This is a genomic window from Endozoicomonas sp. OPT23, assembly GCF_009653635.1.
In the GTDB taxonomy this organism is placed as follows: domain Bacteria; phylum Pseudomonadota; class Gammaproteobacteria; order Pseudomonadales; family Endozoicomonadaceae; genus Endozoicomonas_A.
The window spans coordinates 126,583-152,598 of the sequence record NZ_PPFD01000005.1 but is presented as its reverse complement, the minus strand read 5'-3'; the positions used below and the strand labels follow the sequence as shown (position 1 = coordinate 152,598).

At 47.9% G+C, this 26,016-nt stretch carries 24 protein-coding genes and 1 pseudogene; 6 read left to right on the top strand and 19 right to left on the bottom strand.

The genetic code is table 11. The features are described 5' to 3' along the window. Nucleotides 1-162 precede the first annotated feature (162 nt). The 14 genes and pseudogenes from EOPP23_RS12360 to EOPP23_RS12290 all read right to left on the bottom strand — a co-directional run bounded on the left by EOPP23_RS12360 (nt 163) and on the right by EOPP23_RS12290 (nt 12,988). Nucleotides 163-816 (bottom strand): response regulator transcription factor, encoded by a 654-nt coding sequence (locus EOPP23_RS12360; RefSeq protein ID WP_153766298.1) that lies wholly within the window; start codon nt 814-816, stop codon nt 163-165. A gap of 604 nt (nt 817-1,420) precedes the next feature. Continuing rightward, nucleotides 1,421-2,857, bottom strand: a complete 1,437-nt coding sequence (locus tag EOPP23_RS12355) for an aspartate ammonia-lyase (protein WP_153766297.1) — start codon at nt 2,855-2,857, stop codon at nt 1,421-1,423. A gap of 267 nt (nt 2,858-3,124) precedes the next feature. Further along, nucleotides 3,125-4,360 carry a response regulator gene (locus EOPP23_RS12350; protein ID WP_153766296.1) on the bottom strand — a complete coding sequence of 412 codons (1,236 nt, stop codon included), beginning with the start codon at nt 4,358-4,360 and terminating at the stop codon, nt 3,125-3,127. 17 nt (nt 4,361-4,377) lie between these two features. Then, complete coding sequence (locus tag EOPP23_RS21630; protein WP_370514768.1) at nt 4,378-4,695, bottom strand: hypothetical protein; 318 nt, start codon at nt 4,693-4,695, stop codon at nt 4,378-4,380. Further along, nucleotides 4,692-5,611, bottom strand: a pseudogene (locus EOPP23_RS21520) (ammonium transporter). The gene EOPP23_RS21630 and the pseudogene EOPP23_RS21520 overlap by 4 nt, the downstream one beginning before the upstream one ends. A gap of 123 nt (nt 5,612-5,734) precedes the next feature. Next, nucleotides 5,735-6,802, bottom strand: coding sequence for a type III secretion system export apparatus subunit SctU (gene sctU, locus EOPP23_RS12330; protein ID WP_153766292.1), 1,068 nt, complete (start codon nt 6,800-6,802; stop codon nt 5,735-5,737). Further along, nucleotides 6,799-7,590, bottom strand: coding sequence for a type III secretion system export apparatus subunit SctT (gene sctT / locus EOPP23_RS12325; RefSeq protein WP_153766291.1), 792 nt, complete (start codon nt 7,588-7,590; stop codon nt 6,799-6,801). The genes sctU and sctT overlap by 4 nt, the downstream gene beginning before the upstream one ends. A gap of 3 nt (nt 7,591-7,593) precedes the next feature. After that, entirely contained in the window at nt 7,594-7,857 is a 264-nt protein-coding gene (sctS, locus tag EOPP23_RS12320) for a type III secretion system export apparatus subunit SctS (RefSeq protein WP_153766290.1), read from the bottom strand. 38 nt (nt 7,858-7,895) lie between these two features. Continuing rightward, entirely contained in the window at nt 7,896-8,555 is a 660-nt protein-coding gene (gene sctR / locus EOPP23_RS12315; RefSeq protein ID WP_153766289.1) for a type III secretion system export apparatus subunit SctR, read from the bottom strand. 140 nt (nt 8,556-8,695) lie between these two features. After that, complete coding sequence (gene sctQ / locus EOPP23_RS12310) at nt 8,696-9,799, bottom strand: type III secretion system cytoplasmic ring protein SctQ (protein ID WP_153766288.1); 1,104 nt, start codon at nt 9,797-9,799, stop codon at nt 8,696-8,698. Beyond that, a complete protein-coding gene (locus EOPP23_RS12305; protein ID WP_153766287.1) occupies nt 9,796-10,515 on the bottom strand; it encodes a type III secretion HpaP family protein in 720 nt (239 codons plus the stop codon). Before EOPP23_RS12305 ends, sctQ begins: the two co-directional genes overlap by 4 nt. 39 nt (nt 10,516-10,554) lie before the next feature. Then, the gene (locus EOPP23_RS12300; protein WP_153766286.1) at nt 10,555-11,016 is read right to left on the bottom strand and encodes a YscO family type III secretion system apparatus protein; all 462 of its coding nucleotides are present in this window, start codon (nt 11,014-11,016) and stop codon (nt 10,555-10,557) included. Beyond that, a complete protein-coding gene (gene sctN, locus EOPP23_RS12295; protein WP_370514762.1) occupies nt 11,017-12,351 on the bottom strand; it encodes a type III secretion system ATPase SctN in 1,335 nt (444 codons plus the stop codon). A 139-nt stretch (nt 12,352-12,490) separates the two neighbouring features. Beyond that, nucleotides 12,491-12,988 carry a type III secretion system chaperone gene (locus tag EOPP23_RS12290; protein WP_194842592.1) on the bottom strand — a complete coding sequence of 166 codons (498 nt, stop codon included), beginning with the start codon at nt 12,986-12,988 and terminating at the stop codon, nt 12,491-12,493. Between the two features lie 195 nt (nt 12,989-13,183). Between EOPP23_RS12290 and tadA the strand changes: the two genes are divergently transcribed. The 3 genes from tadA (at nt 13,184) to EOPP23_RS12275 (ending at nt 18,452) form a co-directional block, all read left to right on the top strand. After that, complete coding sequence (gene tadA, locus EOPP23_RS12285) at nt 13,184-13,684, top strand: tRNA adenosine(34) deaminase TadA (protein WP_228550706.1); 501 nt, start codon at nt 13,184-13,186, stop codon at nt 13,682-13,684. A gap of 121 nt (nt 13,685-13,805) precedes the next feature. Further along, nucleotides 13,806-17,747 carry a phosphoribosylformylglycinamidine synthase gene (gene purL / locus EOPP23_RS12280; protein WP_153766284.1) on the top strand — a complete coding sequence of 1,314 codons (3,942 nt, stop codon included), beginning with the start codon at nt 13,806-13,808 and terminating at the stop codon, nt 17,745-17,747. A 258-nt stretch (nt 17,748-18,005) separates the two neighbouring features. Next, on the top strand, nt 18,006-18,452 hold the full coding sequence (locus tag EOPP23_RS12275) for a glycine zipper 2TM domain-containing protein (protein WP_228550705.1): 447 nt from the start codon (nt 18,006-18,008) through the stop codon (nt 18,450-18,452). A 57-nt stretch (nt 18,453-18,509) separates the two neighbouring features. Here the strand turns inward: EOPP23_RS12275 and EOPP23_RS12270 are convergent, their stop codons facing one another. The 4 genes from EOPP23_RS12270 to EOPP23_RS12255 all read right to left on the bottom strand — a co-directional run bounded on the left by EOPP23_RS12270 (nt 18,510) and on the right by EOPP23_RS12255 (nt 22,266). Next, nucleotides 18,510-20,027, bottom strand: a complete 1,518-nt coding sequence (locus EOPP23_RS12270) for a glycosyltransferase family 39 protein (RefSeq protein ID WP_194842591.1) — start codon at nt 20,025-20,027, stop codon at nt 18,510-18,512. A 103-nt stretch (nt 20,028-20,130) separates the two neighbouring features. After that, nucleotides 20,131-20,931 carry a ChbG/HpnK family deacetylase gene (locus EOPP23_RS12265; RefSeq protein ID WP_153766282.1) on the bottom strand — a complete coding sequence of 267 codons (801 nt, stop codon included), beginning with the start codon at nt 20,929-20,931 and terminating at the stop codon, nt 20,131-20,133. Continuing rightward, entirely contained in the window at nt 20,928-21,296 is a 369-nt protein-coding gene (locus EOPP23_RS12260; protein WP_153766281.1) for a GtrA family protein, read from the bottom strand. The genes EOPP23_RS12265 and EOPP23_RS12260 overlap by 4 nt, the downstream gene beginning before the upstream one ends. Beyond that, complete coding sequence (locus tag EOPP23_RS12255; protein ID WP_194842590.1) at nt 21,283-22,266, bottom strand: glycosyltransferase family 2 protein; 984 nt, start codon at nt 22,264-22,266, stop codon at nt 21,283-21,285. The genes EOPP23_RS12260 and EOPP23_RS12255 overlap by 14 nt, the downstream gene beginning before the upstream one ends. Nucleotides 22,267-22,467: 201 nt before the next feature. Here EOPP23_RS12255 and EOPP23_RS12250 point away from each other — a divergent pair, with 201 nt between their 5' ends. Both EOPP23_RS12250 and EOPP23_RS12245 read left to right on the top strand, forming a co-directional pair. Continuing rightward, a complete protein-coding gene (locus EOPP23_RS12250; protein ID WP_153766279.1) occupies nt 22,468-22,797 on the top strand; it encodes a hypothetical protein in 330 nt (109 codons plus the stop codon). A gap of 297 nt (nt 22,798-23,094) precedes the next feature. Next, complete coding sequence (locus EOPP23_RS12245; protein ID WP_153766278.1) at nt 23,095-23,940, top strand: sulfurtransferase; 846 nt, start codon at nt 23,095-23,097, stop codon at nt 23,938-23,940. Nucleotides 23,941-23,999: 59 nt separating this feature from the next. Here EOPP23_RS12245 and EOPP23_RS12240 read toward each other — a convergent pair whose 3' ends face one another. Beyond that, nucleotides 24,000-24,236 (bottom strand): hypothetical protein, encoded by a 237-nt coding sequence (locus EOPP23_RS12240; RefSeq protein WP_153766277.1) that lies wholly within the window; start codon nt 24,234-24,236, stop codon nt 24,000-24,002. A gap of 389 nt (nt 24,237-24,625) precedes the next feature. Between EOPP23_RS12240 and EOPP23_RS12235 the strand changes: the two genes are divergently transcribed. Beyond that, nucleotides 24,626-25,987 (top strand): class II 3-deoxy-7-phosphoheptulonate synthase, encoded by a 1,362-nt coding sequence (locus tag EOPP23_RS12235; protein ID WP_153766276.1) that lies wholly within the window; start codon nt 24,626-24,628, stop codon nt 25,985-25,987. Nucleotides 25,988-26,016: the final 29 nt, after the last annotated feature.

Sequence of the window (26,016 nt, the reverse complement as noted above, 5' to 3'; positions counted from 1 at the left end):
TACTAGACGTGGTACGGGGACTACCTAAGACGAAAGTGTTATGTCAGTAGGGGACTGGTGAAATCGGAAGTGCAGAAGGACAGAGATAAAAAGACTGAACGGAAGTAATAGAGAACCCGAAACCCGTTGATAGAAAATCAACAGGTTTCGAATCAGAAAGCGTTAAACGTTAAACGTAAACTCGCCTTCCAGATGTTCTTTCACTTGCATAACCTGACGAACCAGGTGTGCCAGTGATTTGGTACCCATCTTTTCCATCACTCGAGAGCGGTGGATTTCAACGGTGCGCTGACTCAGGTTGATATCCGCTGCAATAACCTTGTTCGCCTTGCCTTCAACAACGTGATGAAGCACTTCGCGCTCACGGTCGGTCAGGGTAGACAGACGACGCAGAATTTCTTTATGTTCCAGCAATTCGCGACGCTGCTGGGTATCCAGCTTAAGGGCATCGTTAATCAGATCCAGCAGTTCCTGGTCACGGAACGGCTTCTGGATAAAGTTCATGGCGCCGTCCTTGATGGCCTGCACTGCCATAGGCACATCACCATGGCCGGTGATGAAAATGATCGGCAGGATGCAGTGCATTTCGTTCAGCTTGCTCTGCAGTTCCAGACCGCTCATGCCTGGCATACGAATATCAAGAACGATACAGCCCGGGCGGTTCTCATCGTACACTTCGAGAAACTCTGCGGGAGAGGAAAATGCTTCTACGATCTGGCCAACAGACTTCATCAGCATTTTCAGTGAGTCACGTACAGCTTCATCATCGTCAATGATGAAAACGGTAGGTTCCTGTTTCATGTCCTGTTGCTGCATAACGACTCCACTTTGAATTTATGTAGTTGCCGTAAAGGGATGTTCAATCAAGCGCCGTCAGGCAGTGGAATAATCTGCACATCGCTGTGCAAGATACTCTTCTGTGCAAGACACTGACTTTAGTGCAGGCTGTGCTTCAGCGCTCTTTATGTATAAGACTTACTTATATAGAAGACTTACAGAGCCTGCTCAATCATTGTCATGCTTGCATAACGGCCGTGGAATTCGGATTCAGTGTAGCAGAGGTTTTTGACTATGCGCTGTGGGTACGGCATAACTCCACCAGGAAGGCACAGGCAAAAAAACAAACACTGAAAGTCCACTCGCCGCCCGCTCACCAAAACTAACCTTCGGCTTATCCCTGCTGATCTCGTTCATCAATGTTCAGGTTGCTTTTGACGTTTCGCTTTCTGTTATTCCTTTGACGTTAACCCTAATGGTATAGAAATAAGACGGGTTGCCTACTGTGGAAAATACGGTAGATCAAGGGCTTCAAGGGGTCGGTAAAAATACAGTGTCGTTTTATTGATGTGTATGTGGGGATTTGATAATAAAAAGCCGCACTTATTAAAGTACGGCTCTGGTAAACGGCTTTAGTCCGTTATCAGTGGATCTTGCTGCTCAAATCGAGAGGCGCAACCATGTTTTCAGGTTTCAGGATTTCAGTCAGCTGGTCATCGCTCAGCAAACCTTCTTCTTTCACCAGGTCAACAACACGCTGACCGGTTTTGAGAGCGATCTTGGCAATGCGGCTGGAGTTTTCGTAGCCAATGTAAGGGTTCAAGGCAGTAATCAGACCAACAGAGTTGTCTACGTATGCCTGACAAACACCAGCATTGGCTGTGATGCCTTTCACACAACGATCAGTCAGCATAAACATGCCGTTGGTGAGTTGCTGAATGGATTCCAAAATCTTGTAAACCAGTACTGGCTCAGCAAAGTTCAGCTGCAGCTGTGCAGCTTCTGATGCCATGGTCACAACCATGTCGTTACCGATGACATGGAAAGCAATCTGGCTCATGGCTTCAGGAATAACCGGATTAACCTTGCCTGGCATGATGGAGGAGCCTGGCTGCATTTCCGGCAGGTTGATTTCGTTGAAACCACAAAGCGGTCCGGAAGAGAGCAGACGCAGGTCGTTACTCATCTTGGACAGTTTAACAGCCATACGCTTCAGAGAGCTGGAGAAGATAACGAAAGCACCCATGTCGGATGTCGCTTCAACCAGGTCACCAGCCAGAATCATCTGCTGACCAGAAATTTCAGACAGATATTGTACGGCCAACGGCGCATAACGGTTGTCGGCAGTGATGCCAGTACCGATGGCTGTGCCACCCAGGTTGATTTCGCACAGCAGCTTGGCCATATCCTTGATACGGTCAATGTCTTCACCGATGGTGGTGGAGAAGGCACGGAATTCCTGGCCCAGAGTCATAGGTACAGCATCCTGCAACTGGGTACGACCCATTTTCAGGATATCCTTGAACTCTGCAGATTTAACATCGCAGGCATTTTTCAGGCTTTTGGCGGCTACAACCAGCTCCTTGTGCTTCAGAACCATAGCCAGACGCATAGCGGTCGGGTAAACGTCGTTGGTAGACTGAGCCATGTTGACGTGAGTGTTCGGATGCAGATGTTCGTACTGACCACGACGATAGCCCATCAGTTCCAGCGCACGGTTGGCGATGACTTCGTTGGCGTTCATGTTGGTGGACGTACCGGCACCGCCCTGAATCACATCAACGGCGAACTGATCGTGCAGTTTACCGGCGATGATTTCGTCACAGGCATCAATAATGGCGTCAGCTTTAGCTGCATCCAGCATGCCCAGATCACGGTTAGCCATGGCGCAGGCTTTCTTAACCATGGCCAGTGCACGTGGCACATTAGGGAAGTGGTTCAGTGTAACGCCGGAAATATCAAAGTTTTCCATGGCGCGTTGAGTCTGAATACCGTAATAGGCAGCTTCCGGTACCGGAGCTTCACCCAGCAGGTCATGCTCTATACGGTAGTTGTTCAGATCGGTTTTTTCCTGGGTCATTGACGTTTACCAATGAAAAGTAAGTAAGGCTGAATATTCAGTCGCCGAATGGCGCCTGAGATTAAAAACTGTATGGAACTAGTCTGTTCCTGCTTAATTCAATGAGCAATATGAACTTCTACCTATCAAACATTAACAGATGTGATCATTTAATATATTTATTAGTATTTTCACGATCGTTGAATACCACTTTTGGTTAAGTTGTTAATGATGACTGCGGCTTATTACAAAAGGAATACTGAGGAGGCTGACCAATAAATTAATGAATTAATTATTACCAAAAAAATGAGAAAGGGCTGAGTTCAGCTGGTTAATCGTTACCGGCTTGCACAGATAGTCGTCCATACCCGCGGTCAGAGCTTTTTGTTTCTGTTCAGACATGGCATGTGCGCTCAGGCCAATAATGATTGGTGACTTCTTGTTGCTATAAAGCTTTTTTATTTGTTTTGTTGCTTCAAGGCCATCCATTTCAGGCATTTCACAGTCCATAAGGACCAGGTCGGGCTGGTGTTCTTTACAATATTTAAGGGCTTGTAATCCATCTTCTACAATCTGTGGCTCAATACCAAATTTCTGCAGATATTTTTTGATCACCAGTTGGTTTACTTTATTATCTTCTGCTACCAGAACAGAAAGTTGATAACGGGTTTGAATATCGGAAAGAGATTGAGAACTCTCCTGATTAAAGTCTTTCTGCTGGCTAGAAATACGGGTGGCTATTTTTAAGGTGAAGTATGTTCCTGTCTTTGGGGTACTTTCGACGGTAATATCACCGCCCATTAATTTGACCAGTTTATTGGTGATCGATAACCCAAGACCAGTGCCGCCATATCGTCTGGTTGTGCTGGAGTCAGCCTGCTGAAAGGTGTTGAATACAGACTTACATTGTTCATCTGTCATGCCAATGCCAGTATCAGACACCTTGATCTCAAGGTAGGTCTGGTTGTCTTGTTCAATTATTCCTGAAAACAGTGTGATAGAGCCCTGCTCAGTAAATTTGAAGGCATTGCTGAGAAGGTTAAGAGTAATCTGTCGAACTCTTGTTGGGTCACCGTTTATGAATTGAGGCGTGCCTGTTTTTAAATCAGATTTTAGCTCCAGCCTCTTCTCTATTGCCTGTAAATGAAACACATCGCAGCTTTCTTTCAGCAGTTTATGAAGGTCAAATGTGACATTCTCCAGAGAGAGCTTTCCTGCTTCAATTTTTGAATAATCGAGGATGTCGTTAATGATGTCTATCAGACTTGTTGCTGAACTATGAATGATCTGTATGTTTTCTTTTTGACCGGCTTCCGGATTTTCTGAAAGCAGAAGTTCGGCCATGCCGATAACACCATTAATGGGTGTTCTTATTTCATGGCTCATATTGGCCAGAAACGCACTCTTCATTTTGTTGGCAGATTCAGCCGTCTGGCAGGCTTTATCAAGTTCCTGTCGTGTTTTATCCAGTCGGTTAATGGTTGTTTTTAATGTTGCCTGGGATTCGTTAAAGCTATGAACCACGCGGTTGTATTGAACTGCTATCTGCCCGATATCGGTAAAGGCTCAACCCTGACTGAAGCGGTGTAATCATTTTCAAGTTCCTGATAACGCATATCCTGTAATAAATCATAAAGCTCGGTTTTGGCGCCATGCTCGGATATATTCAAGCCTGACTCTTCCTCTGAGTGGCTGACTCTTAAGGGGCTGATAAAGTTGATCAGCCAGAACAGGAAAAAGGACACAGTAAAGGCCCATCCGATGGCTGCAAGAGCACCGGTTGCCTGCATCGTGATCCAGTCGAGGCGGTTAAGCCCTTCAGGGAAATGCTGTGTGCTTGCAAAAATAGCGACAGCTATTGTGCCCCAGAGCCCACCACCGAGATGGACAGGAATTGCGCCAACCGCATCATCCAGTTTACTCTCTCAAGAAGAGCTGGCAGTAAGAGTACGATAAGCCCTGAAATCATACCGACCAGCACGGCGGCTTCCAGAGTCAGAATATGACAGCCTGCGGTAACACTGACGAGACCTGCAAGAATACCGTTGCCTACATTCAGAACATTCACTCTGGAGGAAAGAAACAGGCTGAGTATTAATACGCTGCAACCACCGGCAGCACCAGCGAGGGCTGTGTTCACAAGTATGACCGGCAGTAATTCCTGTTGAAGAAAACTGTTACCGCCATTAAATCCAAACCAGCCAACCCAGAGAAAGAGTACGCCGACAATGCTGGTGACCATGCTTTGCCCGCGAAAATTTGAGCTACCTGAATCAAAACGGCCCTTTCTGGCGCCAATAATGACCAGAGCTGCCAGTGCGACTGCACCGCCGGTAACGTGGACAACCGTTGCTCCTGCAAAATCGGTAAAGCCGGATTTTTCGAGCCAGCCTACAGTGGATTGAGCAAAGTGGCCTCCCCAGACCCAATGCCCGATGACGGGATAAATAGCCAGAGTAACAATGGTAATTATGATGAGATAGCCCACTAACCGACAGCGTTCGGCATCGCTCCTGAGACAATCGTGGCAGTGGTTGCTGCGAACATTGCGTGAAACAGGAAGAAAAGAGGCAGAAAAGCACTATCCTGTGATGATGCCAAAGGCTTGATTGGGCCTATAAAGGAATTCGTGGACTCTCCAAAAATCATTGAAAAGCCAGCAGCCCAAAACAGCAGGATGACGACAATCAGGTCAAGAAGGTTCTTTGCCGCAACGTTGATAGAGTTTTTCGAGCGAACCTGTCCTGATTCAAGGCAAAGAAAGCCAATCTGCATTAGCATCAAAAGGCCCAGGGAGAAGAACAGCACCAGATATTCGATGGTAGAGACCTCCATATCCACTGAATTGCATTTTAATTGTTAACTATCATCAGCTTAGAAAACTGATCGAAAGAGGTTTTATGCTGATGGTGGTGGACTGTCAGACTGCTTTTGTTCTTCTTTAAGTTCTTCCAGCCAGCGGAATATTTCAGCAACAGGTTCAATCAGATCCCGGGGGATATAGCTGGCTACGTCATTTTCAAACAAAGCATGGGCCAGTGGCACGTTTTCTAGCACCGGAATACCTTCTTTCTCTGCCACCTTTACGATAAATCTTGCCCGGCCTCCACGGCCTTTTACCGTAATAATGGGCAGGGGCGTTTTATCCTGTTTGTAGTGCAATCCGATGGCAAGGTGAGTCGGGTTTTTGATTACGACATCGGATTTTTTGGTGTTCTCAGCTTCGTTGAGAATTTCCTGGTGAATCTCTTTTCGTTTACCTTTTATTTCCGGGCTACCTTCACTCTCTTTGTGTTCCCGTTTTACTTCATCCTTGGACATTTTGTTTTGTTTGGTGAATTGCTGTTTTTCAAACATAAAGTCCAATATCGCAATAACGACGAAGGCTGCTACGGCATAAATCAGCAGTTTCTTCATTAAAACGCCGACCACGGGAAGAATGCAGTCGCTACCACAGTGAGGCAGGTTCACCATATCCCCAAGGCTGCTTTTAATCACGTGATAAACAACAATGGAAAGAAAAATAATTTTGATCACCGATTTAAAAAATTCCACCAAGTTCTTCACGGCAAAAATTCGTTTAAAGCCCGCAATAGGGCTTATTTTTTTAATATCAGGTTTGATGCCTTCACCGGCAAGAAGAAAACCGAACTGCATGACATTACCGATAATGGCAGAAAGCATAGAGACCATAACCAACGGCAGTAATAACTCAATAGATTTTTCCAGCATGCCTTGAGTAACAATTTTGAAAGCTTCACCAAAAGGCTCGTTATAAACGGTGGAGGGGAGAATCACCATTTCCTGTATGGTGTTAAGAAACATATCACTCATAAACCAGAGACAGCAGAGAACAGAGATAATGCCAAAAGTACCTGAGACTTCTTTACTCTTGGCTACCTGACCTTTTTTACGAGCGTCTCTTAGTTTTTTCGGTGTCGGTTGCTCCGTTTTTTCAGCACTCATTTCCAGAGTTCTCCCATGATTCGGAAGATCTCGGGAATGCCTTCATCGTGCTTTTTGGCAAGAGTCAGAATGGTACTGACATAAACAACCAGAATGGCTGCAGCAACACCGGATTTAATCGGCATTGCCAGAATAAATACGTTGAGCTGTGGCGCCGATCGGCTGATAAGAGCAATACCGAACTCGGTGATAAACATGGAAATAACCACAGGTGCTGCCAGCCACATGGCCAGACCAATGATCAGGTCAAACTGATTCAGGAAAAATATGGCTGCTGACTGGTCGAGCTGAGGAAAGAAACTGAATATAGGCCAGGCCTGATAACTGATAAACAGGCTGTTTAATAACAAAAGAAACAGCCCGCTCACCATAAAAATCGCTGAAAAGGCTTGAGAGAACAGCACACCCATAGGGGAGGTTTCAGCGCCTGAAAGCGGGTTCAGGGAGCTGGCCATGGAAGCACCGCGTTGGTTATCAATAAAGAAACCGGCCGATTCCAGCGCCCAGAAAGGAATGGTGATACAGAACCCGAGAATGGCGCCAATAAAAGCTTCTTTCAGAACCAGTCCGGCCGTATCAAATATATTGATGGTTTCATCTGGCTTCAGCTCAGCAAGCATTGGATGAAGAAATAAAATCAGACAGCCGCAGATGCCATTTCGCATCATGGCTCCGCCCAACATTCGTTTATGGAGAAAAGGGATCAGGGTAAACAGGGCAACAATTCTTGGCAGCCCCATGGTGTAAACATAGAACCACTCTTTCAGCTCGTCTATGGGGATAGGCATGGCCTAGAGATCCGGTATTTTATTCATTATCGCCAGGGAATAATGATAAATTTCCAACCCTAACCAACGAGCAGTGAGAAAGATACTGATGATGACGGCAATCAGCTTGAAGGCAAAAGGCAGCGTCTGTTCCTGAATCTGGGTAAGCGCCTGAATCAAACTGATCAGCAGACCAACACCTGCCGCTGCAATAATGGGAGGCATGGACAGTATTAGAACCAGCATCAGTGCGTGGGCAGTGAGCTGAATGATGTCGGAATCAATCATGATGCCTCCTGTCCATACATTCTTCAGTCACATAATTTTTACCCATAACTGAGCACCAGCCCCTGAATCAACCGAGTCCAGCCATCCAGCAATACAAACAGCAATAACTTAAAGGGCAGAGAGATGGTCATAGGCGATACCATCATCATACCCATGGCGAGCAATATGTTAGAGACGATCAAATCGATAATAATAAACGGCAGATACAGCAGAAATCCGATCTGAAATGCCTTGGTTAATTCGGTAATACAGAATGAAGGTAGCAGAACAATAAAATCATCGGAAGACAGTTCTTTCTGGTAACTTTTTGGCCAGAGCAGTCGGGCTGACTTCAGGAAGAAGTTCCGCTCCTTCTCGTTGGTATTGTCTTTTAAAAACTGTTTGTAGGGCTGAGAGGCCAGTTTTAATTGATCAACCCAGGTCAAATCTTCAAAGGTTATTTTCTCCGGCTCTAACAGCTCGTATGCCTGATAACCTACCGGTGCCATTATGTAGAGTGTAAGAATGATCGCCAGGGCGTTCATGGCAATATTCGGTGGTATCTGCTGGAGACCGGTGGCGTTACGAAGAATGGAAAAAACCACGACCAGCTTCAGAAAAGAAGTGCCCATTACCGCCATAAAAGGAATCAGCGCCATAAGCGCCAATGGCACCATTAAATAAAATGGGCTGGTAAAACTTAGAATGCCTTCTTCCATGACGCTGTCCTGTGATTGAGCATCTGAACATTTGAAATCCTGGGTTATTTGCTCGCCGCAGGCGGGCAAATAACCCACTTCATGTTGAATTCAAGTGTCCTGATACTTAACAGCCTTACAGCAAATTCTGTTTTTTTGAGTTATTTGCTATTTAGTCTGGAAATACGGGCGCCCAGTCTTCCTTCTACTTCTACCAGCTGACATTCGCCAATCAGCTTACCGTTAGCTCTTAGTTTTACGGGCTGATCAACGGGGTTATCCAACAGGAAGGTATAACCATTATGCAAACCCTGAATTTCGTCAGCGGTCATGCTTTGTTCGCCGACTTCAAACATCAGAGTGACGGACAAATCCGAGAGATCCACTGGCGTGTCTTCACCCTCTGGAAAAGTTTCTGCATCATGCTCTTCCAAGGTGTCTTCAGCTGATTCATGCGCTTCTTCATCTTCATGCAGATGCTCTTCATGTAAGGCGTCTTCATGAAGGTGCTCTGCATCAGACGGGTCAAATTGTTCATCCATAGCCTGTAGCCTTTGTCTGATCGTGACCTGATTACTTTTGCAGCTGGCCAGCCATGAAACCCGTGGGTTAACCCGTACTATCAGCTGTTCAGCTTTGCCGTGGGTTTCAAGAAAAACAATATCACCCACTTCCAGCCCTGCGAACTCATCAGAGGTCAGTCGTGTATGACCTTTTTGCAGGGATGCCCAGAAAGATATATCGGGCAGAGCTGGATTTTGATGAGCTGGAATTCTGTCGAGAATTTGTAAAATCAGCGGATTCAGTGCGACCTGAATGGAGGAATTGACGCCATTAAAGTTAATGCCCATGGCCAACCGTTCAGTCTCAACGTTTTCACATGGTTGAAAACCGATCATGGCACTGGATACGCCCAGTATGGATTGAAAGACATCAAGAACCGGCTGCAATGCTTTATTGATCACTGCGGGCACCAGGTCTTCTGGAAGCTTTGCCAGCACTGCGTGATCAATCTTTGCAGGTAACAGAAAATCCATCACTTGTTGGCCTACAAACAGCTGGCAGGCCTGGCCGTTCAGTTCTATATCCAGTTGAAAACAGGGCGCGTCGGACTTTGCCAGCCCGGCAATAACGACAGTGACAGCCTGGTTGTTAATACTGGTCTGGAATTGTCGCTGACAGGTTGCCAGTGTTCGGTTCAGCTGAAATTCAGCTGACGACACTGAAGGGTAGGTCAGTGGCCTGGCATCCTGCTCGATGTTCATGATTCTTCAGTATCATCCTGATCTTCAGCGGCGACATACTCTTCACGAGAGCGGCCATCACTTTGCTCACCGCCGGCACCGGACATATTGATATTGACCTGAACTTTGTCACCCAGTCGTTCAGAGAGTGTTTTCTGAAGACTGGCTTCACTGGCGGCAAGAATATTATGGGACTCAGCAGAGGAGGTGTTCATGGTGACCTGCAAGGTTCCGGCTACCCGTTGCAGACGAATTTCGGTACCGGGCAGGATATTGTCTTTCAGAGTCATTCTGACTTCTGCACCGTTCACGGCATCCTTGGCAGATACCATGATCTTGTCGACCAGTTTATTGATTGCTTCGTTGATCTCCTTGGGACCACTGACTGACTGTATGCCTTTCAGTTGCGCTTCTGCTGTCTGCTGGGCTTCTCTGGCAGAGCCAACGGCTGACTCATTGAGAAGCGACTGCTGGAGACCTTCTTGTCCCTGACTGTCGCCCTTTTCACCTTTATCTTTGAACTTACCATCCAGCAACTCTCGGGCACTTTTGCGACGTTCAGCCATCAAGCTTTCCAAGCTCTGCTCACTCTTGCCTTCAGTTTTCCCTTTACCGTCCTTTTTCTTATCCATTTTACGGGCAAAGTCCTGAGCCTGATCTTCAGAGACTTTCTGGTTCTGTCCTACGGATAAGTTATCGTTCTGGGCAGGCTGTTGACCGGGGTTAACAGGTTGCATAATGAGCCTCCGGGCTGGTGTCGCCCGAAGCCGGTGTGGCTAGTAACGGGGGCGAACAGTAAATTCTTCCATTTCAAGGTCTTCGAGTCGGGCCGCTTCTTTGGCTTCCTCTTCATCCAGTACCTTGGTGAACTCTTCGAACTTCTCTACAGCCTGCATTGCTTTTCGGTGTTTATCCCGAGCCTGTTCCAGTTGATCTTTGGCTTCTTCCACTTCTTTTTCTGCAACAGTGATGGCCTGCTGGAGCTCGACATCTTTTTCCCGGAGTGTTGCGACCTTGATCTTCAGTTTGTCCAGATCGTTCTGCTTCACTTCCATGTTGATAATGTTATCGTAGAGCCGCTGCTCTTCTTTACAGCGCCACTCTACGTACTCTTCGAATTCCTGAGTCTTGTTTTTCACATCTTCGCGGGCCTGCTCAAGGCGATACTCGGATTTACGGACTTCATCCAGAGCGGATTTTTCCCGTATCTCCTTAACCTTCAGCAGTTCATGCAACATTTATCGGACGCCGGTGACCTGCATGAGCTGCTGGATATTGGAGTCATAATCCGTCAGTTCATCAGTTCTTTGCTTGAGGTAGGTGCGGATAGCATCGATCTTCTTCAGGGCTTCATCGGCTACGGCATCGGAGCCAGCTTTATACTCGCCGACTTTTACCAGCAGCTCGATCTCTTCAAATTTAGATAACAGTTCTCTCATCTTGCCTGCTGCAGCTTGATGCTCTGGTGGAGTGATGGCATTCATGACACGACTGGTACTTGAGAGTACGTCGATCGCTGGATAGTGGTTAGCTGCAGCCAATTTTCTGGAAAGGATAATGTGACCATCGAGAATGGAACGGGTTTCATCCGCTACCGGTTCGGTCATGTCATCACCTTCCACCAGAACCGTATAGAGAGCGGTTATTGATCCGGTGTCCGACATACCGGCTCTTTCCATCAGCTTTGGCAGGGTAGCGAATACCGAAGGTGGGAAACCACGGCGGGTTGGTGGTTCACCTGCAGCAAGACCTATTTCACGCTGAGCACGAGCAAAACGGGTGACAGAGTCCATCAGCAGCAGAACACGCTTGCCGCGATCACGGAAATATTCTGCAACAGCTGTTGCTGTGTAGGCTGCCTTGGCTCGTTCCATGGATGACTTATCAGACGTAGCCACAATAATGACTGACTTCTTAATACCTTCAGGGCCAAGGTCGTGTTCGATAAATTCCCTTAGTTCCCGTCCCCGTTCACCGATCAGCGCGAGGACAGTGACATCGACCTCTGCGCCCTTAACCAGCATGGAGAGCAGGGTACTCTTACCTCCACCAGCAGCAGCGAAGATACCCATTCGCTGGCCTTCACCACAGGTTAAAATACCATCAAATGCTCTCAGTCCCAGAGGTAGAGGCTTATCAATGATTTTACGGGTCATTGGGTCGGGACTGTCAGCGTATACCGGGTAATAGGTTTCCGGCTCAATGCCTTCAAAAGCAGTTGGATCAAGCGGATTACCCATGCCATCCAATACATGGCCCAAAAGGTGAGAACCCACACCAACATGATGAACCTTTCCGGTGGGAATAACTTCTGTGGTAGAAGAAATACCCATGATTTCACCCATAGGAGAAAGCACCGTTTCATGACCTTGAAAGCCAACAACTTCGGCGTAACCGGTTTTTTCCTCGTTGGGAGTCACCAGCTCACAGAGCTCTCCGATTTTCACTCCGGGCACTGCGGCCTTGATGATCATGCCCTGAACTTCGGTAACTCTACCGCGAATATCAACCAGTCGACTGCTTTCAACGGCGCCCTGTAATGCGTTAGTCAGATAACTGAGTGCTTCTGGCACAGCTCACGTCTCCCTGTGAATCTGTTTAATTGAATAGAATTCGTGCGTGGATAATTTCAGTGTAATAGAGCGTTTAGATATCTGATGTTTAGACATAAAAAAAGGGCTTCGAGAAGCCCTTTCGTATTCCTGCGGGTCTTCAGACCATCATGCCCATATCGCCCGGGCCACCATTCGGAGCTGGTGGTGGGGTAGAGGAACCAGCCTTCGGAGCTGCTGTACCATCACTTTCAGTATTTTCTACTTCAGAAACCACCCATTCCAGAGTGTTCACGAATTTTTCCAGAGTGGACTCAAAATTACCGTAATCGGAGGAGGCGAGCATGGAGCGAATCAGCAGAACTTCAGATTGGTCATGGTTCAGGGCATGAAAAGCGCCCTGCATGCTGTGATGTTGAAGATTCAGGGAAAGCAGCTTCTGATAAAGCTCTGTCTTGGCATCGTCGTGGGCGTCCATGGGTTTCACGGAAGAAACGAATACCAGCGCCTCATCTTCTTCAAGATATTCCATATTGACGATCAGGGTGTCATCAAAGCAGAGCCCACAGGCATCATGCTCGTTCAGGGCTAATTCGCCAAGGCCGATGCTCTCGGCAAAGTGTTGAAGGTTTTCTTCGACGTTCTGCTTGTAAGACATGGATCCATACCCTCCGTGGTATGACATCAGTAACTGGAATATCAGTAATTAAATCTTAGTATATATTGCTCTTTCTAATAGCGTGGTTCCCAAAGCCATAAATCGAGAGCAGAGCACTGATTAAAGCTGCTATCGGACGATAAAGGGGAAGGCTGTATACTTTCCGACAATATTTTGAATCTGGAGTACAAAAAATTGAGTGAACAGGAGACTGTTGACCAGCATTGGATGAGGGAAGCTCTTGTTGAAGCCAGAAAGGGCAGAGCGCTGGATGAAGTGCCGGTAGGTGCTGTCGTTGTTAACAACGGTGAAATCATTGGACGCGGGTTCAACCAGCCTATCAGTGGCTGCAACCCGGTGGCTCATGCCGAAGTACTGGCTTTGCAGGAAGCTGCCGCTGCTCTCAATAACTACCGGCTGGTGGATTGTGAACTCTATGTGACGCTGGAACCTTGCACTATGTGTGCAGGTGCTATTATCCACAGTCGAGTGAAAAGGGTGGTGTTTGGTGCTTATGAACCCAAAGCGGGGGCATTGGTTAGCCAGGGTCGGACTCTGGAGTTACCCTATATGAATTATAAAGTGGTTATGAGCGAAGGTGTGCTTGAACAGGAATGCAGCGAAATGATCTCCGGCTTCTTCAGGGATCGAAGAGCGGCTAAAAAAGCAGCAAAACAGTCATTGAAATGCTGTTGACAGGGAATTAGTCAAAAAGAATGCGGTTTGTCGCGGCGGGATAGCTGGTTTCCGTACCTTGGTTTCGATTATCATAGCGCCCTGATTATTCCCCTGAGTCCAGCTGAGGACAGTTTTTATCATGCTGATATTGCGTGGTGCTCCGGCTCTCTCGCCGTTTCGTAGCCAAAAGCTGCTTGAAACCCTGCAGAACCAGATTTCGGAAATCTCCGGTATTTCTGCTGAATTCCAGCACTTCATACGAGTCAACGATGACCTATCCCCACAAGAACTACAGATATTAGAGAAGCTTCTGACTTATGGGCCTTCACGTGGTGAAGAAGGCCGTGATGAAGAAGAGAGTGAAGATACTCTTACTAAGAGCCTCTCCAAGAGCTTTTATCTGATCGTGCCAAGAGCAGGAACCATCTCTCCCTGGTCCAGTAAAGCGACCAATATCGCCAGCAACTGTGGTCTAACCAAGGTTCAGCGTATTGAGCGTGGACTGGCTTATCATATTGCGACTGAACAACCACTGACAAAAGAACAACAGGCTATTGTCAGTGACCTGCTTCATGACCGTATGACCGAGTCTGTTCTGGACAACCTGCAAGCCGCGGAGGTGCTGTTCGCCGAGACCGAACCCGCTCCTTTTATGGCTGTGGATATTCTGGAAGGTGGCCGTGACGCTCTGGCAACAGCTAACACAAGCCTTGGCCTGGCGCTGGCTGATGACGAGATCGATTATCTGGTTGAGAGCTACCAAAAGCTTGATCGTAACCCAACCGATGTCGAACTGATGATGTTTGCTCAGGCCAACTCTGAGCATTGTCGTCACAAGATTTTCAATGCGACCTGGACCATTGACGGTGAAGACCGCGGTCATTCCCTGTTCCAGATGATTCGCAATACGCACAAGCTTAATGGCGAAGGTGTTCTGTCTGCTTATAAAGACAACGCTTCTGTGATTGAAGGTGCGAAGGCCGGACGTTTCTTCCCGAAACCGTCCAGCAAGGAATACGAATACCATCAGGAAGACATCAACATCCTGATGAAGGTGGAGACCCACAACCACCCGACGGCAATTGCGCCATGGGCAGGTGCTGCTACTGGCTCCGGTGGTGAAATTCGTGATGAAGGTGCCACCGGTAAAGGTTCCAAGCCAAAGGCTGGCCTGACCGGCTTTACCGTATCCAACCTTAAAATTCCTGGCTATGAACAGCCATGGGAAAACGAGAACGGCAAGCCTGATCGTATCGCTTCTGCTCTGGATATTATGATCGAAGGTCCACTGGGTGGTGCCGGCTTTAATAATGAATTTGGTCGTCCCAATCTTTGTGGTTACTTCCGTACCTACGAAGAAACAGTAAAAGGCACCAACGGTGATGAGGTTCGTGGTTACCACAAGCCTATTATGCTGGCGGGTGGTTTGGGTAACATCCGTACCGACCATGTTGAGAAGGGTGAAATCCCTGTTGGCGCCAAGCTGATCGTTCTCGGTGGCCCTGCCATGCAGATTGGTCTGGGTGGCGGTGCCGCTTCCTCCATGACCTCTTCTGACGGCCAGGAAGATCTCGACTTTGCCAGTGTTCAGCGTGACAACCCTGAAATGGAACGCCGCTGTCAGGAAGTCATTGACCAGTGCTGGCAGCTGGGTGATGAAAACCCCATTGCCTTTATCCATGACGTGGGCGCAGGCGGTCTTTCTAACGCTCTGCCTGAACTGGTTAGCGATGGCGGCCGTGGCGGCAAATTCCAGATTCGAGACATCATCAACGACGAGCCTGGCATGTCACCGCTGGCGCTCTGGTGTAACGAATCCCAGGAACGTTACGTAATGGCGGTTGCCACTCACGATATGGAGCTGTTTGAAGCCATCTGTATACGTGAACGCTGCCTCTATGCCGTTGTTGGTGAAGCCGTTGAAGAAGAGCATCTTCTGGTGGAAGACAGCCACTTCGACAACAATCCGGTTGATATGCCTCTTGACGTGCTGCTGGGTAAACCACCTCGTATGCATCGTACTGTTGAAGCCGCAGAAGTTAAGCAGGATGCCGTGAATCTTGACGGCATCACTCTTGATGACGCTGCAGAACGAATTCTGAAACTGCCAACCGTAGCCAGCAAAAACTTCCTGATTACCATTGGCGACCGTTCCATCACAGGTCTGGTGGCCCGTGAACAGATGGTTGGCCCTTGGCAGATTCCGGTAGCGGATTGTGCTGTCACTGCTTCAGCTTTTGATACTTACAAAGGCGAAGCCATGTCCATGGGCGAACGTACGCCTCTGGCAGTCATCAATGCTCCGGCTTCCGGTCGTATGGCGATTGGTGAGGCAATCACCAATATTGCCAGCACCCGTATTGAAAAAATGGGTGATATCAAACTGTCTGCTAACTGGATGGCAGCGACAGGCCATCCGGGTGAAGATGCCAAACTGTACGAAACTGTGAAAGCGGTGGGTATGGAACTGTGTCCTGAATTGGGTATAGCTATTCCAGTGGGCAAGGATTCCATGTCCATGCGTACCGGCTGGAAAGAGAATGGTGAAGACAAGAGTGTTACATCTCCATTGTCACTGGTGATTACTGCGTTTGCACCGGTTCAGGATATTCGCAAAACTGTAACACCTCAGCTGAGAACGGATCTGGGGCAGACTGATCTGCTGTTGATTGATCTGGGTCGTGATCAGAATCGTCTGGCGGGCTCTGCTTTGGCACAGGTTTATAACCAGATAGGGGATCAGGCACCGGATGTTTCTTCTTCCGATGATCTGAAAGCATTCTTCACCGCCATTCAGAAAATGTTGGAAGCCGATCTGCTGCTGGCTTACCACGATCGTTCTGACGGTGGTTTGTTTACCACACTGGTGGAGATGGCCTTTGCCGGTCGTACCGGTCTGGAAGTGAACATCGATAAGCTGGCTGGCTGTGAATCCATGATTCTGCCTGCCCTGTTCAATGAAGAACTGGGTGCGGTGATTCAGGTTCGCCATGCAGACAAAGGCAAAGCGAAGGATATTCTGGCTTCAGCCGGTCTGGGCGCCTGTACTCATACCATCGCTCAAACCCGTGATGATCATCGCATTAACTTTACCTTTAACGGTGAAGTGATCAGCAGTGAAAGCCGGGTTAAACATCAGCGCTGGTGGGCAGAAACCAGTTACCGTGTCCAGGCTCTGCGTGACAACCCTGAATGCGCCCGTCAGGAATACGACAACCTGCTGGATGATGCCGATACCGGTCTGCATACCTCTCTGCCATTTGATATCAGCAATGATGTGGCAGCGCCGTTTATTGCTACGGGTAAACGACCTCAGGTTGCTATTCTGCGTGAGCAGGGTGTTAACGGTCATGTTGAAATGGCGGCTGCTTTCGATCGTGCCGGTTTTACGGCAGTAGACGTGCATATGAGTGATGTGCTGGCCGGTCGTCGTGAGCTGTCTGAATTCAAAGGCCTGGTGGCCTGCGGTGGCTTCTCTTACGGTGACGTTCTGGGTGCCGGTGAAGGCTGGGCCAAGTCCATTCTGTTCAACGAACAGGCGCGTGACCAGTTTGAAAGCTTCTTCAACCGTGCTGACAGCTTTACGCTGGGTGTCTGCAACGGTTGTCAGATGTTGTCTAACTTGCACGAACTGATTCCGGGAACAGAAAACTGGCCGCACTTTGTTCGTAACCAGTCCGAACAGTTTGAAGCTCGTACAGTTCTGGTGGAAGTGCAGAAGAGTAAGTCCATCTTCCTACGTGGTATGGAAGGTGCCCGTATGCCAATTGCTGTGGCTCACGGTGAAGGTTATGCCGAGTTCAGGAAGACCGGACAGATCAATCAGCTGGCTGATGCTGATCAGATCGCTCTGCGCTACGTGGATAATCTGGGACGTTCTACCGTTCGCTACCCATACAACCCGAATGGCTCGCCACAGGGTATTACCGGTCTGACGTCCAGTGATGGCCGTGTCACCATTATGATGCCGCATCCTGAGCGTGTGTTCAGAACCGTTCAGCACAGCTGGCATCCGGATAACTGGGGTGAAGACGCTCCATGGATGAGAATGTTCAGAAACGCCCGCGTCTGGGTTGACTGATACCTTCTTCAGAGTTTTCCTCTGACAGGCTGAGCCGCTCTGGCTCAGCCTGCTTTTCCAGCCTTTTACACTTCCCGCGAACTCTTTTAAGTCCTTAGCATCTAAACTGTGTCCATAGTACCCAGACATACGAATTTACAAGCTGTTTGCCTGCCTGCAGTGGAAATAGAGCAATTTAATATTCGATTAAGTGTGCTGATACACTTAGCTGATTGAATCAAGAGGCTGAAAATTATGAGAAATTTCAGAAATTATCTAATGGTATTACTTGCGAGCCTGACTCTCGCTGGTTGTATGAGTGACCTGACGGGAACCAGTTACAGTGCCCGTGAAGCCCGTTCTACTCAGCTGGTACGCTTTGGCACCATTGTTGAGGTTCAGGCTGTGAAGATAGATGGCACCGAAGGTGAAGTGGGTACTATTGCCGGTGCTGCTATTGGTGGCGCTGCCGGATCAGGTATCGGCGGTCAGCGGGAAGGTGCAGTGGGTGCAGTTCTCGGTGCTCTGGCTGGTGGTGTATTGGGTAATATGGCTGAGAAAAAAGTGACTCAAAAAGGCGGCGTTGAGCTGACCATTCAATTGGAAAACGGTACTTATCTCTCTGTTGTTCAGCAGGTTGATCCTAATGCTCATTTCGGTAAGGGTGATCGTGTCAAGGTACTCACCCAGGGCAGTACCAGTCGAGTGGTTCAGGCGCAAAGATAAGTCAGAATTGGCCTGCCTGTATTGCAGGCCAATTTTCAACTTGGTAACAAGCTTTCTCTATTCATCAGGTCTTAATAGATAGTAATGAACGGGCAGGTCCGGTTTATTTTCCACCTCAACTTTTGGAATCGGTTTGAAAATAACGGTTTCCAGAAACTCCGCTGTCGGGAAGTTCTCATTCATTCGACGTCTGACGTTTTCTGATTCCCGCTTGCCATCAGTCAGAGCAATAATGCCACCGCCTTTTCTGAAATCTTCATTGGTCATCCAGAGACTTTCCGCTTCGTTCAGCCCCATAAAGGGAATCGGCTTGTCCTTACTGTAAACCCCCATCTCGGCCACATCGTAATGCAGGCCACCAAAATAGGGTATTGGGTAGTCATAGTGTTGAGCCCAGAGCTCTTCGGCTTTACTCATCTGTGCTTTGAGTGGCTGGAATTCAACGGATCGCCAGTATTTATCGCTGATTTGAGGTTTGTAGTAGAGATAGCCGCTGCGAAGGGTGAGTAATACAAAACCGGCAAAAAGCGACCAGAACGCTACTCTTTTAAAACGCTGTAAATCAATCTCTGGTTTCAGCCAAACCATCAGCAGTAATGGCAGCCAGGCAAAGTAAGGTGTAGCCCAGCGGGGAACCAGCTTTTCTCCAGTAATCAGGCCGAATAAAAGGGTGAAAACAAAAGGCCCGGCTGCTATAGCGAGCAGAAACCATTTTTTGAACATGGTTTGGCTGAAAACTTTGTTCTTCTGTTTAGTGGCTCTGAACAGCGGAATCATCAACAAAAATAGCAGCAGAACATTACCCAGATTACTGGTGATAAAGCGCCAGGGAAATATCAGATGATCCATCCAGGTGCCCGAGCCATAGCGGGTGCTTTCTACATAGTTATCTTCCAGATAGCCAACGGCGGCAAAATTATGTTCGTAGAGCCAGATGATATGAGGAATAACAATAACCGTAGCGATAACACCACCCAACCATGGACCAACCGTCCCCAAACTCTTCCTGCCGTCCACTGTAAACAGTAAAAGCAGAAACAGCGGGATAAAGAAAATAGCTGCCTGATACTTGGTAAGGACTGCAAGACCTGCCAGAACACCGGTTAACAGCCAGTATTTTAATGACTCTCTTGTGACAGCCCAGTAGAAAGTCAGCGCCAGCCACGCCCAGATGGGGTGCTGCAACGTATCCGGTGTAACCCGTTCAACCCGATTGCTGTAAAACAGGATGCCCTGTAACAGGAATACAGCCAGAAGCGCACCGTAGTCATTCAGATATTCTTTTGCTAGTTTCCAGATAGCAATAAACGTCAGAACAATACAGAGCTGAGCAAACACATAGACAGGAAAGTCGACCGACTCACTCATATTGGCAAAGACCGCGGAAGCCCATGCTGCCAGCGGCGGGTGCTTGTCATAACCCCACTGCCAGAGATTGCCCCAGGCAATGCCTTCGAGAGTATCAGAGTGAAGGGTGTTTCTGACCAGCCAGGGTACAACAGTCCAGAAAATTAGCTGGAAACCACAGATCAGAGCCAGCCATTGATAGGGTTTAATGGTTTGTTTGTTTTCCATCAGAGGGCAGTCCATTAGTGCAGTGCCAGGTTTCGACGTTGTCTCTTTGAGAACATGCTAGCCTGCAGGCGTTTTTAGTATGGAATTTAATGTAATGCTGTTGTCAGGATAGTCTTTCCAGAGATACCTGTGCACTCTGGCAGTCGTCTAAAAACTGTTCACCAAGCAGGTAACTGTATTCTTTCTCCCGGGCTGAATAATGATCTACTTGAACGGCAGCCTCGGATTTAGCCGGGTGACACATAATCAAACCTGAGTCTGATGAGTCTTTAAGCCATTCTTGCATTAACTCCCTGACGTTTTGTTGAGTAGTCAGAGAGTAGATGCCTGCAAACGATTGATTGCAGCGGATGCCTTTGGTATTGAGTATCTGTGCCATTTTTTTTGCACCGGATTGTTCGATAACCCAACTCTTAAAACCACCACCGAAGCGGTTCATAGGGCTGACACTTCGAACCCAGATGTTTTCTGGTTGGAAGCGGCGAATAGTGGCCAGGAGCGCAGAACGAACTACTGGTAGATGATGAACATGCTGGTGACCATCGATAAAATCCGGGTGCTGGCCTGTATCGTTTAGAAAGGCTTGATACTGGGCAATAATTTCTTCTTCAATAGCCTGTTCATTAAGTAGACCCAGATGGCTGAAGATAAGCATTTTATTGAGGCTGGGTAGTCCTTCAAGAAAACTTTCGCTTAAACCGTTTCCTTCGGTGAAGTTCAGGTGAAGGCCAATGTCTGCCTTATCTCTTAACGCTTGCAATTGCCCAATTGAACTCTGCCAGTATTCGGAAGTCACAAGGCAACTGGTGGCATGTATGCGATCTGCTTTTATAAGACTGGCTATCGCGTTGTTAACCGCCGGGTGCATACCGAAATCATCTGCGCATAAAGTTATTCTTTTCATTTAAATGCCCAGTACTTACTCAGGGTAAAAGTGACTATTGGAACGGAGGCCAAAACAATAAAACTGGCCAGAAGGTAATGAAGCGAGGTGTAGCTAATCAGCAGAGTATAAAGCCCCTGATTAAGAACAAAGCTGCAAAACAGTTGCACAATCAGAAAGCGCAGGCCGCTGCTTTTGAGGTCATGTTGTTTATGATTAAACGTCCAGAGGCTCTGACCGGTATAGCTGACAATAAAGGCAACGACGAAAGCCAGCGCATTGGAGGAGATTTCTGAAAAGCCGGCAAGCTGAACCAGTGCCCATAAGCAGGCAAGATGAACTGCGGCAGCACTTCCGCCGACAACAACAAATTTAATCAGCTGCATCCGTATCCTGTTTTCCCTTAAAGCCGAGTGTACGCTGGATAAGATACCTGGGACGTTGCTTCACTTCGTTGAAGATACCTGCCACATATTCGCCCAATACCCAGAGAGATAGCAGTTGTATGCCTCCAATAAAGGTAATGGCAACTATCACGGTTGGCCAGCCAGGCAAGGGAGTGCCAAGAATCAGGGTCTTTGAAATAATAAAGAAGGCATAGAAAAAGGAAATAATCGAAATGAGCAGGCCCACCGCACCGACAATCCGCAAAGGTAGGGTGGTAAATGCAGTAATTCCTGAAAGAGCCAAACCAGTGAGTTTTGCCAGCCCCCAGCCGCTTTCTCCAGCAAGTCTTTCCCTAACCTGGAAGGGCAGGCCAATGGTTTTGTAGCCGACCCAGGCATAAATGCCTTTCATAAAACGGTTACGCTCTGGCATGGATTTCAGTGCATCGACTACGACTCTGTCCATCAGTCGAAAATCGCCAGCATGGGCTGGCACATTAATGCCCGTGCTGGAGTGCATAATTCTATAGAAGAACTGGGCGCCTTTCTTTTTCAGAAAAGATTCACCATCACGATCCTGACGAACACCGTAGACCATCTGATACCCCTGACGCCAGTAATCTACAAAGACTGGGATCATTTCCAGGGGGTGCTGGAAGTCGGCATCAATTAGAACGACTGCGTCGCCTGAAGTGGCGTCAATACCGGCAGTCAGCGCTGTTTCCTTGCCGAAATTACGTGACAATTCGATCAGCTTAACTCTGGGGTCACAGCAATAAGCTTCAACCAGCGATACAGTATCATCCGAGCTACCGTCATCTATGACGATAATCTCATAATCAGGCGTCACCTGTGCAAGTTGTTCTTGCATGGCTTCAAGAAACTGACTGATTACCGGTCCTTCATTAAAAACCGGCACAACACAACTCAGAATAAAAGAGGCGTTTTCAGACCGATCTATATCAGACATTGTGTCTCCGGCATTCATACATCCTGTATTTTTTGATTTTTGTTATTCTGTATATTTATAGATATGTAGATACACCTATAAATATTGGGCTTTGGTACTGCAAATTGCAAGCTGTGGACTGCTGGTGGTTGTGAAATAAATGACCCTGTCAGGTGGGTTTGCTAGGGTATGTCATCAAGACTGGTTGTTGGAGTGGAGAGTATGAAAAAAGGGCATATGATTGCTTTGGCTCTGGGCCTGGTAGTTTTGCTGATTGCAGCCTTTATGTATCTGTCTGACCCTGTGGGTGAACAGGCTGATGATATTCAGCAGGAAGAGAGCAATGTGGTACTGGATCTGTCCATACCTGAAGGTGAACTTAATGTTGCTGACCCGGAAGATGACGAAGCCGATGAACTGGACTCGGAAATCACCCGTATCGTGATTGACCAGAATGAAAAAGATGAAAATGTCAGGGATATTCTCTCAGAGAAAATTCTGATTGATGATGAAGTGGTGGACAAGCCTCAGCCAGAACAAGGCAGTCAGTGAACTGTGAAAAGCGTCGTGTAGGATATTTCCTACACGAATCCGGTGAGAACTCCCATAGTAAGGTTAACATTGAAATTGGTACTGTAAGCCTTGCAAGGACAGCAACTTTCACAAGGATGTGAAACCTGCCAGGGACAGGCGGGTCATTGCTTTTCTGACACAGATCTCATTCTGGTCAATTTGCCTTTCTTTTCTTCAGTGTTAACCTCATTCTGTTTATACATATTTCTGAATTGTTGCAGCAGGCTCTTCAGAAGTGTCTGTTCGTATCCGGTTAACAGATGAGGTGGATAAAGGATGTCTCCTTTAATTGAACCCGAAGTGCTCGCAACCCTTTTGCATGACTCGAGGGTTATCATCATTGATTGCCGGTTCACCCTGGGGCAGGCTGACGCTGATCTTGGCTACCAATACTATCTGCAGGGTCATATTCCAGAAGCACGTTACCTGGATCTTGAGAAAGATCTTTCTGCCCCGGTGATCCTCGGGAAAACCAGTCGACACCCTCTTCCAAAACCTGATGATTTTGCCCGCCTTTTATGCAAGTTCGGAGTCCGTTCCGACAGTCATGTCGTGGTTTATGATGATGGTGGCCATGCCATGGCTGCACGTGCCTGGTGGCAGCTTCGCTGGGTCGGCGTGGAGAAAGTGCAGGTGCTTCATGGTGGTATCAAGTCCTGGCAGGGTGATAGGTACCCTCTAACGACAGAAAAACCGGAAATAGAACCCAGTGAATTTTCCGCCAATCCTCAGAGCCATATATTGCTCAGTGCAGAAGAGGTTGCAGCCCAGTTGCAAGAGCCTGTCTTTCAACTGGTTGATGCCAGAGCCCATGAGAGGTTTGCCGGAAAAGTGGAACCACTAGATGGTAAGGCCGGGCATATTCCTGGAGCGGTTTGCCGACCCTTTCTTGAAAATATGGATGAGAATGGCAGCTTTCTTCCACCGGAACAGCTTAGAGACAGGTTTTCAGACCTGTTAAATAATGATCTTGAAGTGGTGCATTACTGTGGTTCTGGCGTAACAGCCTGCCATAATATTCTGGCAATGGAACACGCAGGAATGGCAAACACCAAACTCTATCCAGGTTCCTGGAGTGAGTGGATCACCGATGAATCTCGGCCCATCGCAACAGGAGACTGACTACCGTCTCCTGTTGGATGTTCTCCTGTCGGGCTCTCCTATAAAAGTGACTGGCTTTATCAGCGACGAATCGGTGTCAGCTCACGCACTGTTTCGTCCATCGCCAGTTTACTAACGACCTGATTCTGGCTGGTAAAGCCGGATACTGACATAGTCACTTCGTAATGCCCTCGCTCTGGCAGTAACTCAGCTGAGAAGTTGCTGACTTTCAGGCCGTCTTCTGCGCTGGAGTGAAGCACTTTCTCCAGGCTGGCTAGGTTGCCTGTTGTGACCAGTCTCAGTTTCAGTTCGCTCACGTTCGTCTCCGTTCTTATTGTTGATCAAAAATCGTATGCAAAAAAAAACCCCCGAACCTTGTCTGGTGCGGGGGTCTGTTGTTTCGAGCTTTTCAGCTATCCAGCACAGACCCCGCAGCGCATGATAATGCCGCGTTTCATAATGGTCTTGGTGCCAGACAGAATATAATTCATTGATTAAGTATCTAAACGTACTTCTATTCGGAAGATACTGTATACCAGAGCTCTGATGTAAAGGCAAAGAAGAGTTGCTGAAATTAACGGCTAGACTTTTTATTGTCTGCGGCCTGAAGTGCCTTTGCAGCGGTTGTTAACCGAAGCTTTGTAGCTGCTTTTCAGGTAAGATGGCCGCTTTTCTAACTAGACGCTCTATGCCCTGTGAGGAGTTAATGAATCAATGGCAAATAGACAGCTGGAGAGACATGCCTGTCGTCCAGCTGCCAGAGTACCCTGATAAGCAACATCTGCAACAGGTGGAGCAAAATCTTGGAAAACTGCCTCCTCTGGTTTTTGCTGGTGAGGTTCGCGAGCTTAAATCCCGCCTTGCCGAAGCAACCCGGGGTGATGCCTTTTTGCTTCAGGGTGGTGACTGCGCCGAGAGTTTTCTGGAGTTCAGTGCAGACAATATTCGTGACACCTTCAAAGTGCTGATGCAGATGGCCGTGGTGCTGACATTTGGTGCCAGTTGCCCAGTGATCAAAGTGGGGCGTATGGCCGGGCAATTTGCCAAGCCAAGAACCACGGGCACAGAAACTATTGATGGTATTGAGCTGCCAATTTACCGTGGCGACATTATCAATGGTACCGAGTTTACTGCCGAGTCCCGTATCCCTGACCCGGAACGTATGTTGAAGGCTTACAATCAGGCTTCATCAACGCTGAACCTGTTGCGAGCATTTGCTCAGGGCGGGCTGGGGTCGTTGGAGAAGGTACATGCCTGGAACCTGGACTTTGTAGCTAATAGTCCCCAGACAGCTCAGTACAGTAATCTGGCAGACCGAATTGATGAAACGCTGAACTTTATGAAAGCCTGTGGTATTTCGTCAGAACATTCACGAGTGATCAACGAGACCAACTTTTATACCTCCCACGAAGCTCTACTGTTACCTTACGAGCAGGCGCTGACCCGTCGTGACAGTCTGACGGGAGACTGGTATGACTGTTCTGCCCATATGCTTTGGGTGGGTGACAGAACCCGCCAAGTGGACGGTGCCCACGTTGAATACGTTCGTGGTATCCATAATCCGATTGGTGTGAAGGCTGGCCCAACTATGCCGGAAGAAGACCTGCTGCGATTGATTGATTTGATCAACCCTGAAAACGAAGCAGGCCGTATGAACGTTATTGTTCGTATGGGTGCTGATCAGGTTGAACAGAATCTGCCAAAGCTGATTCGTGCCGTTGAGCGTGAAGGTAAAAATGTACTGTGGAGCTGTGATCCAATGCATGGCAACACCTACAAAGCTTCTAACGGTTATAAGACCCGCGAAGTCAGCAATGTACTGAAAGAAGTGAAGCAGTTCTTCGCCGTTCATCAGGCTGAAGGTACGCACGCTGGTGGTGTTCACTTTGAAATGACCGGTCAGAATGTCACCGAATGCGTTGGTGGCTCCAAGCCGGTTACGGAAGCGGCTTTGGGTAATCGCTACCACACTCACTGTGATCCAAGGTTGAATGCTGATCAGGCCCTGGAATTGGCCTTCATGATTTCGGATACTCTGAAAGAGTGTCGTCGATTGAAAGACAGCTGACGAGCAGTCTCTCTGCTAACAGGGTTTAC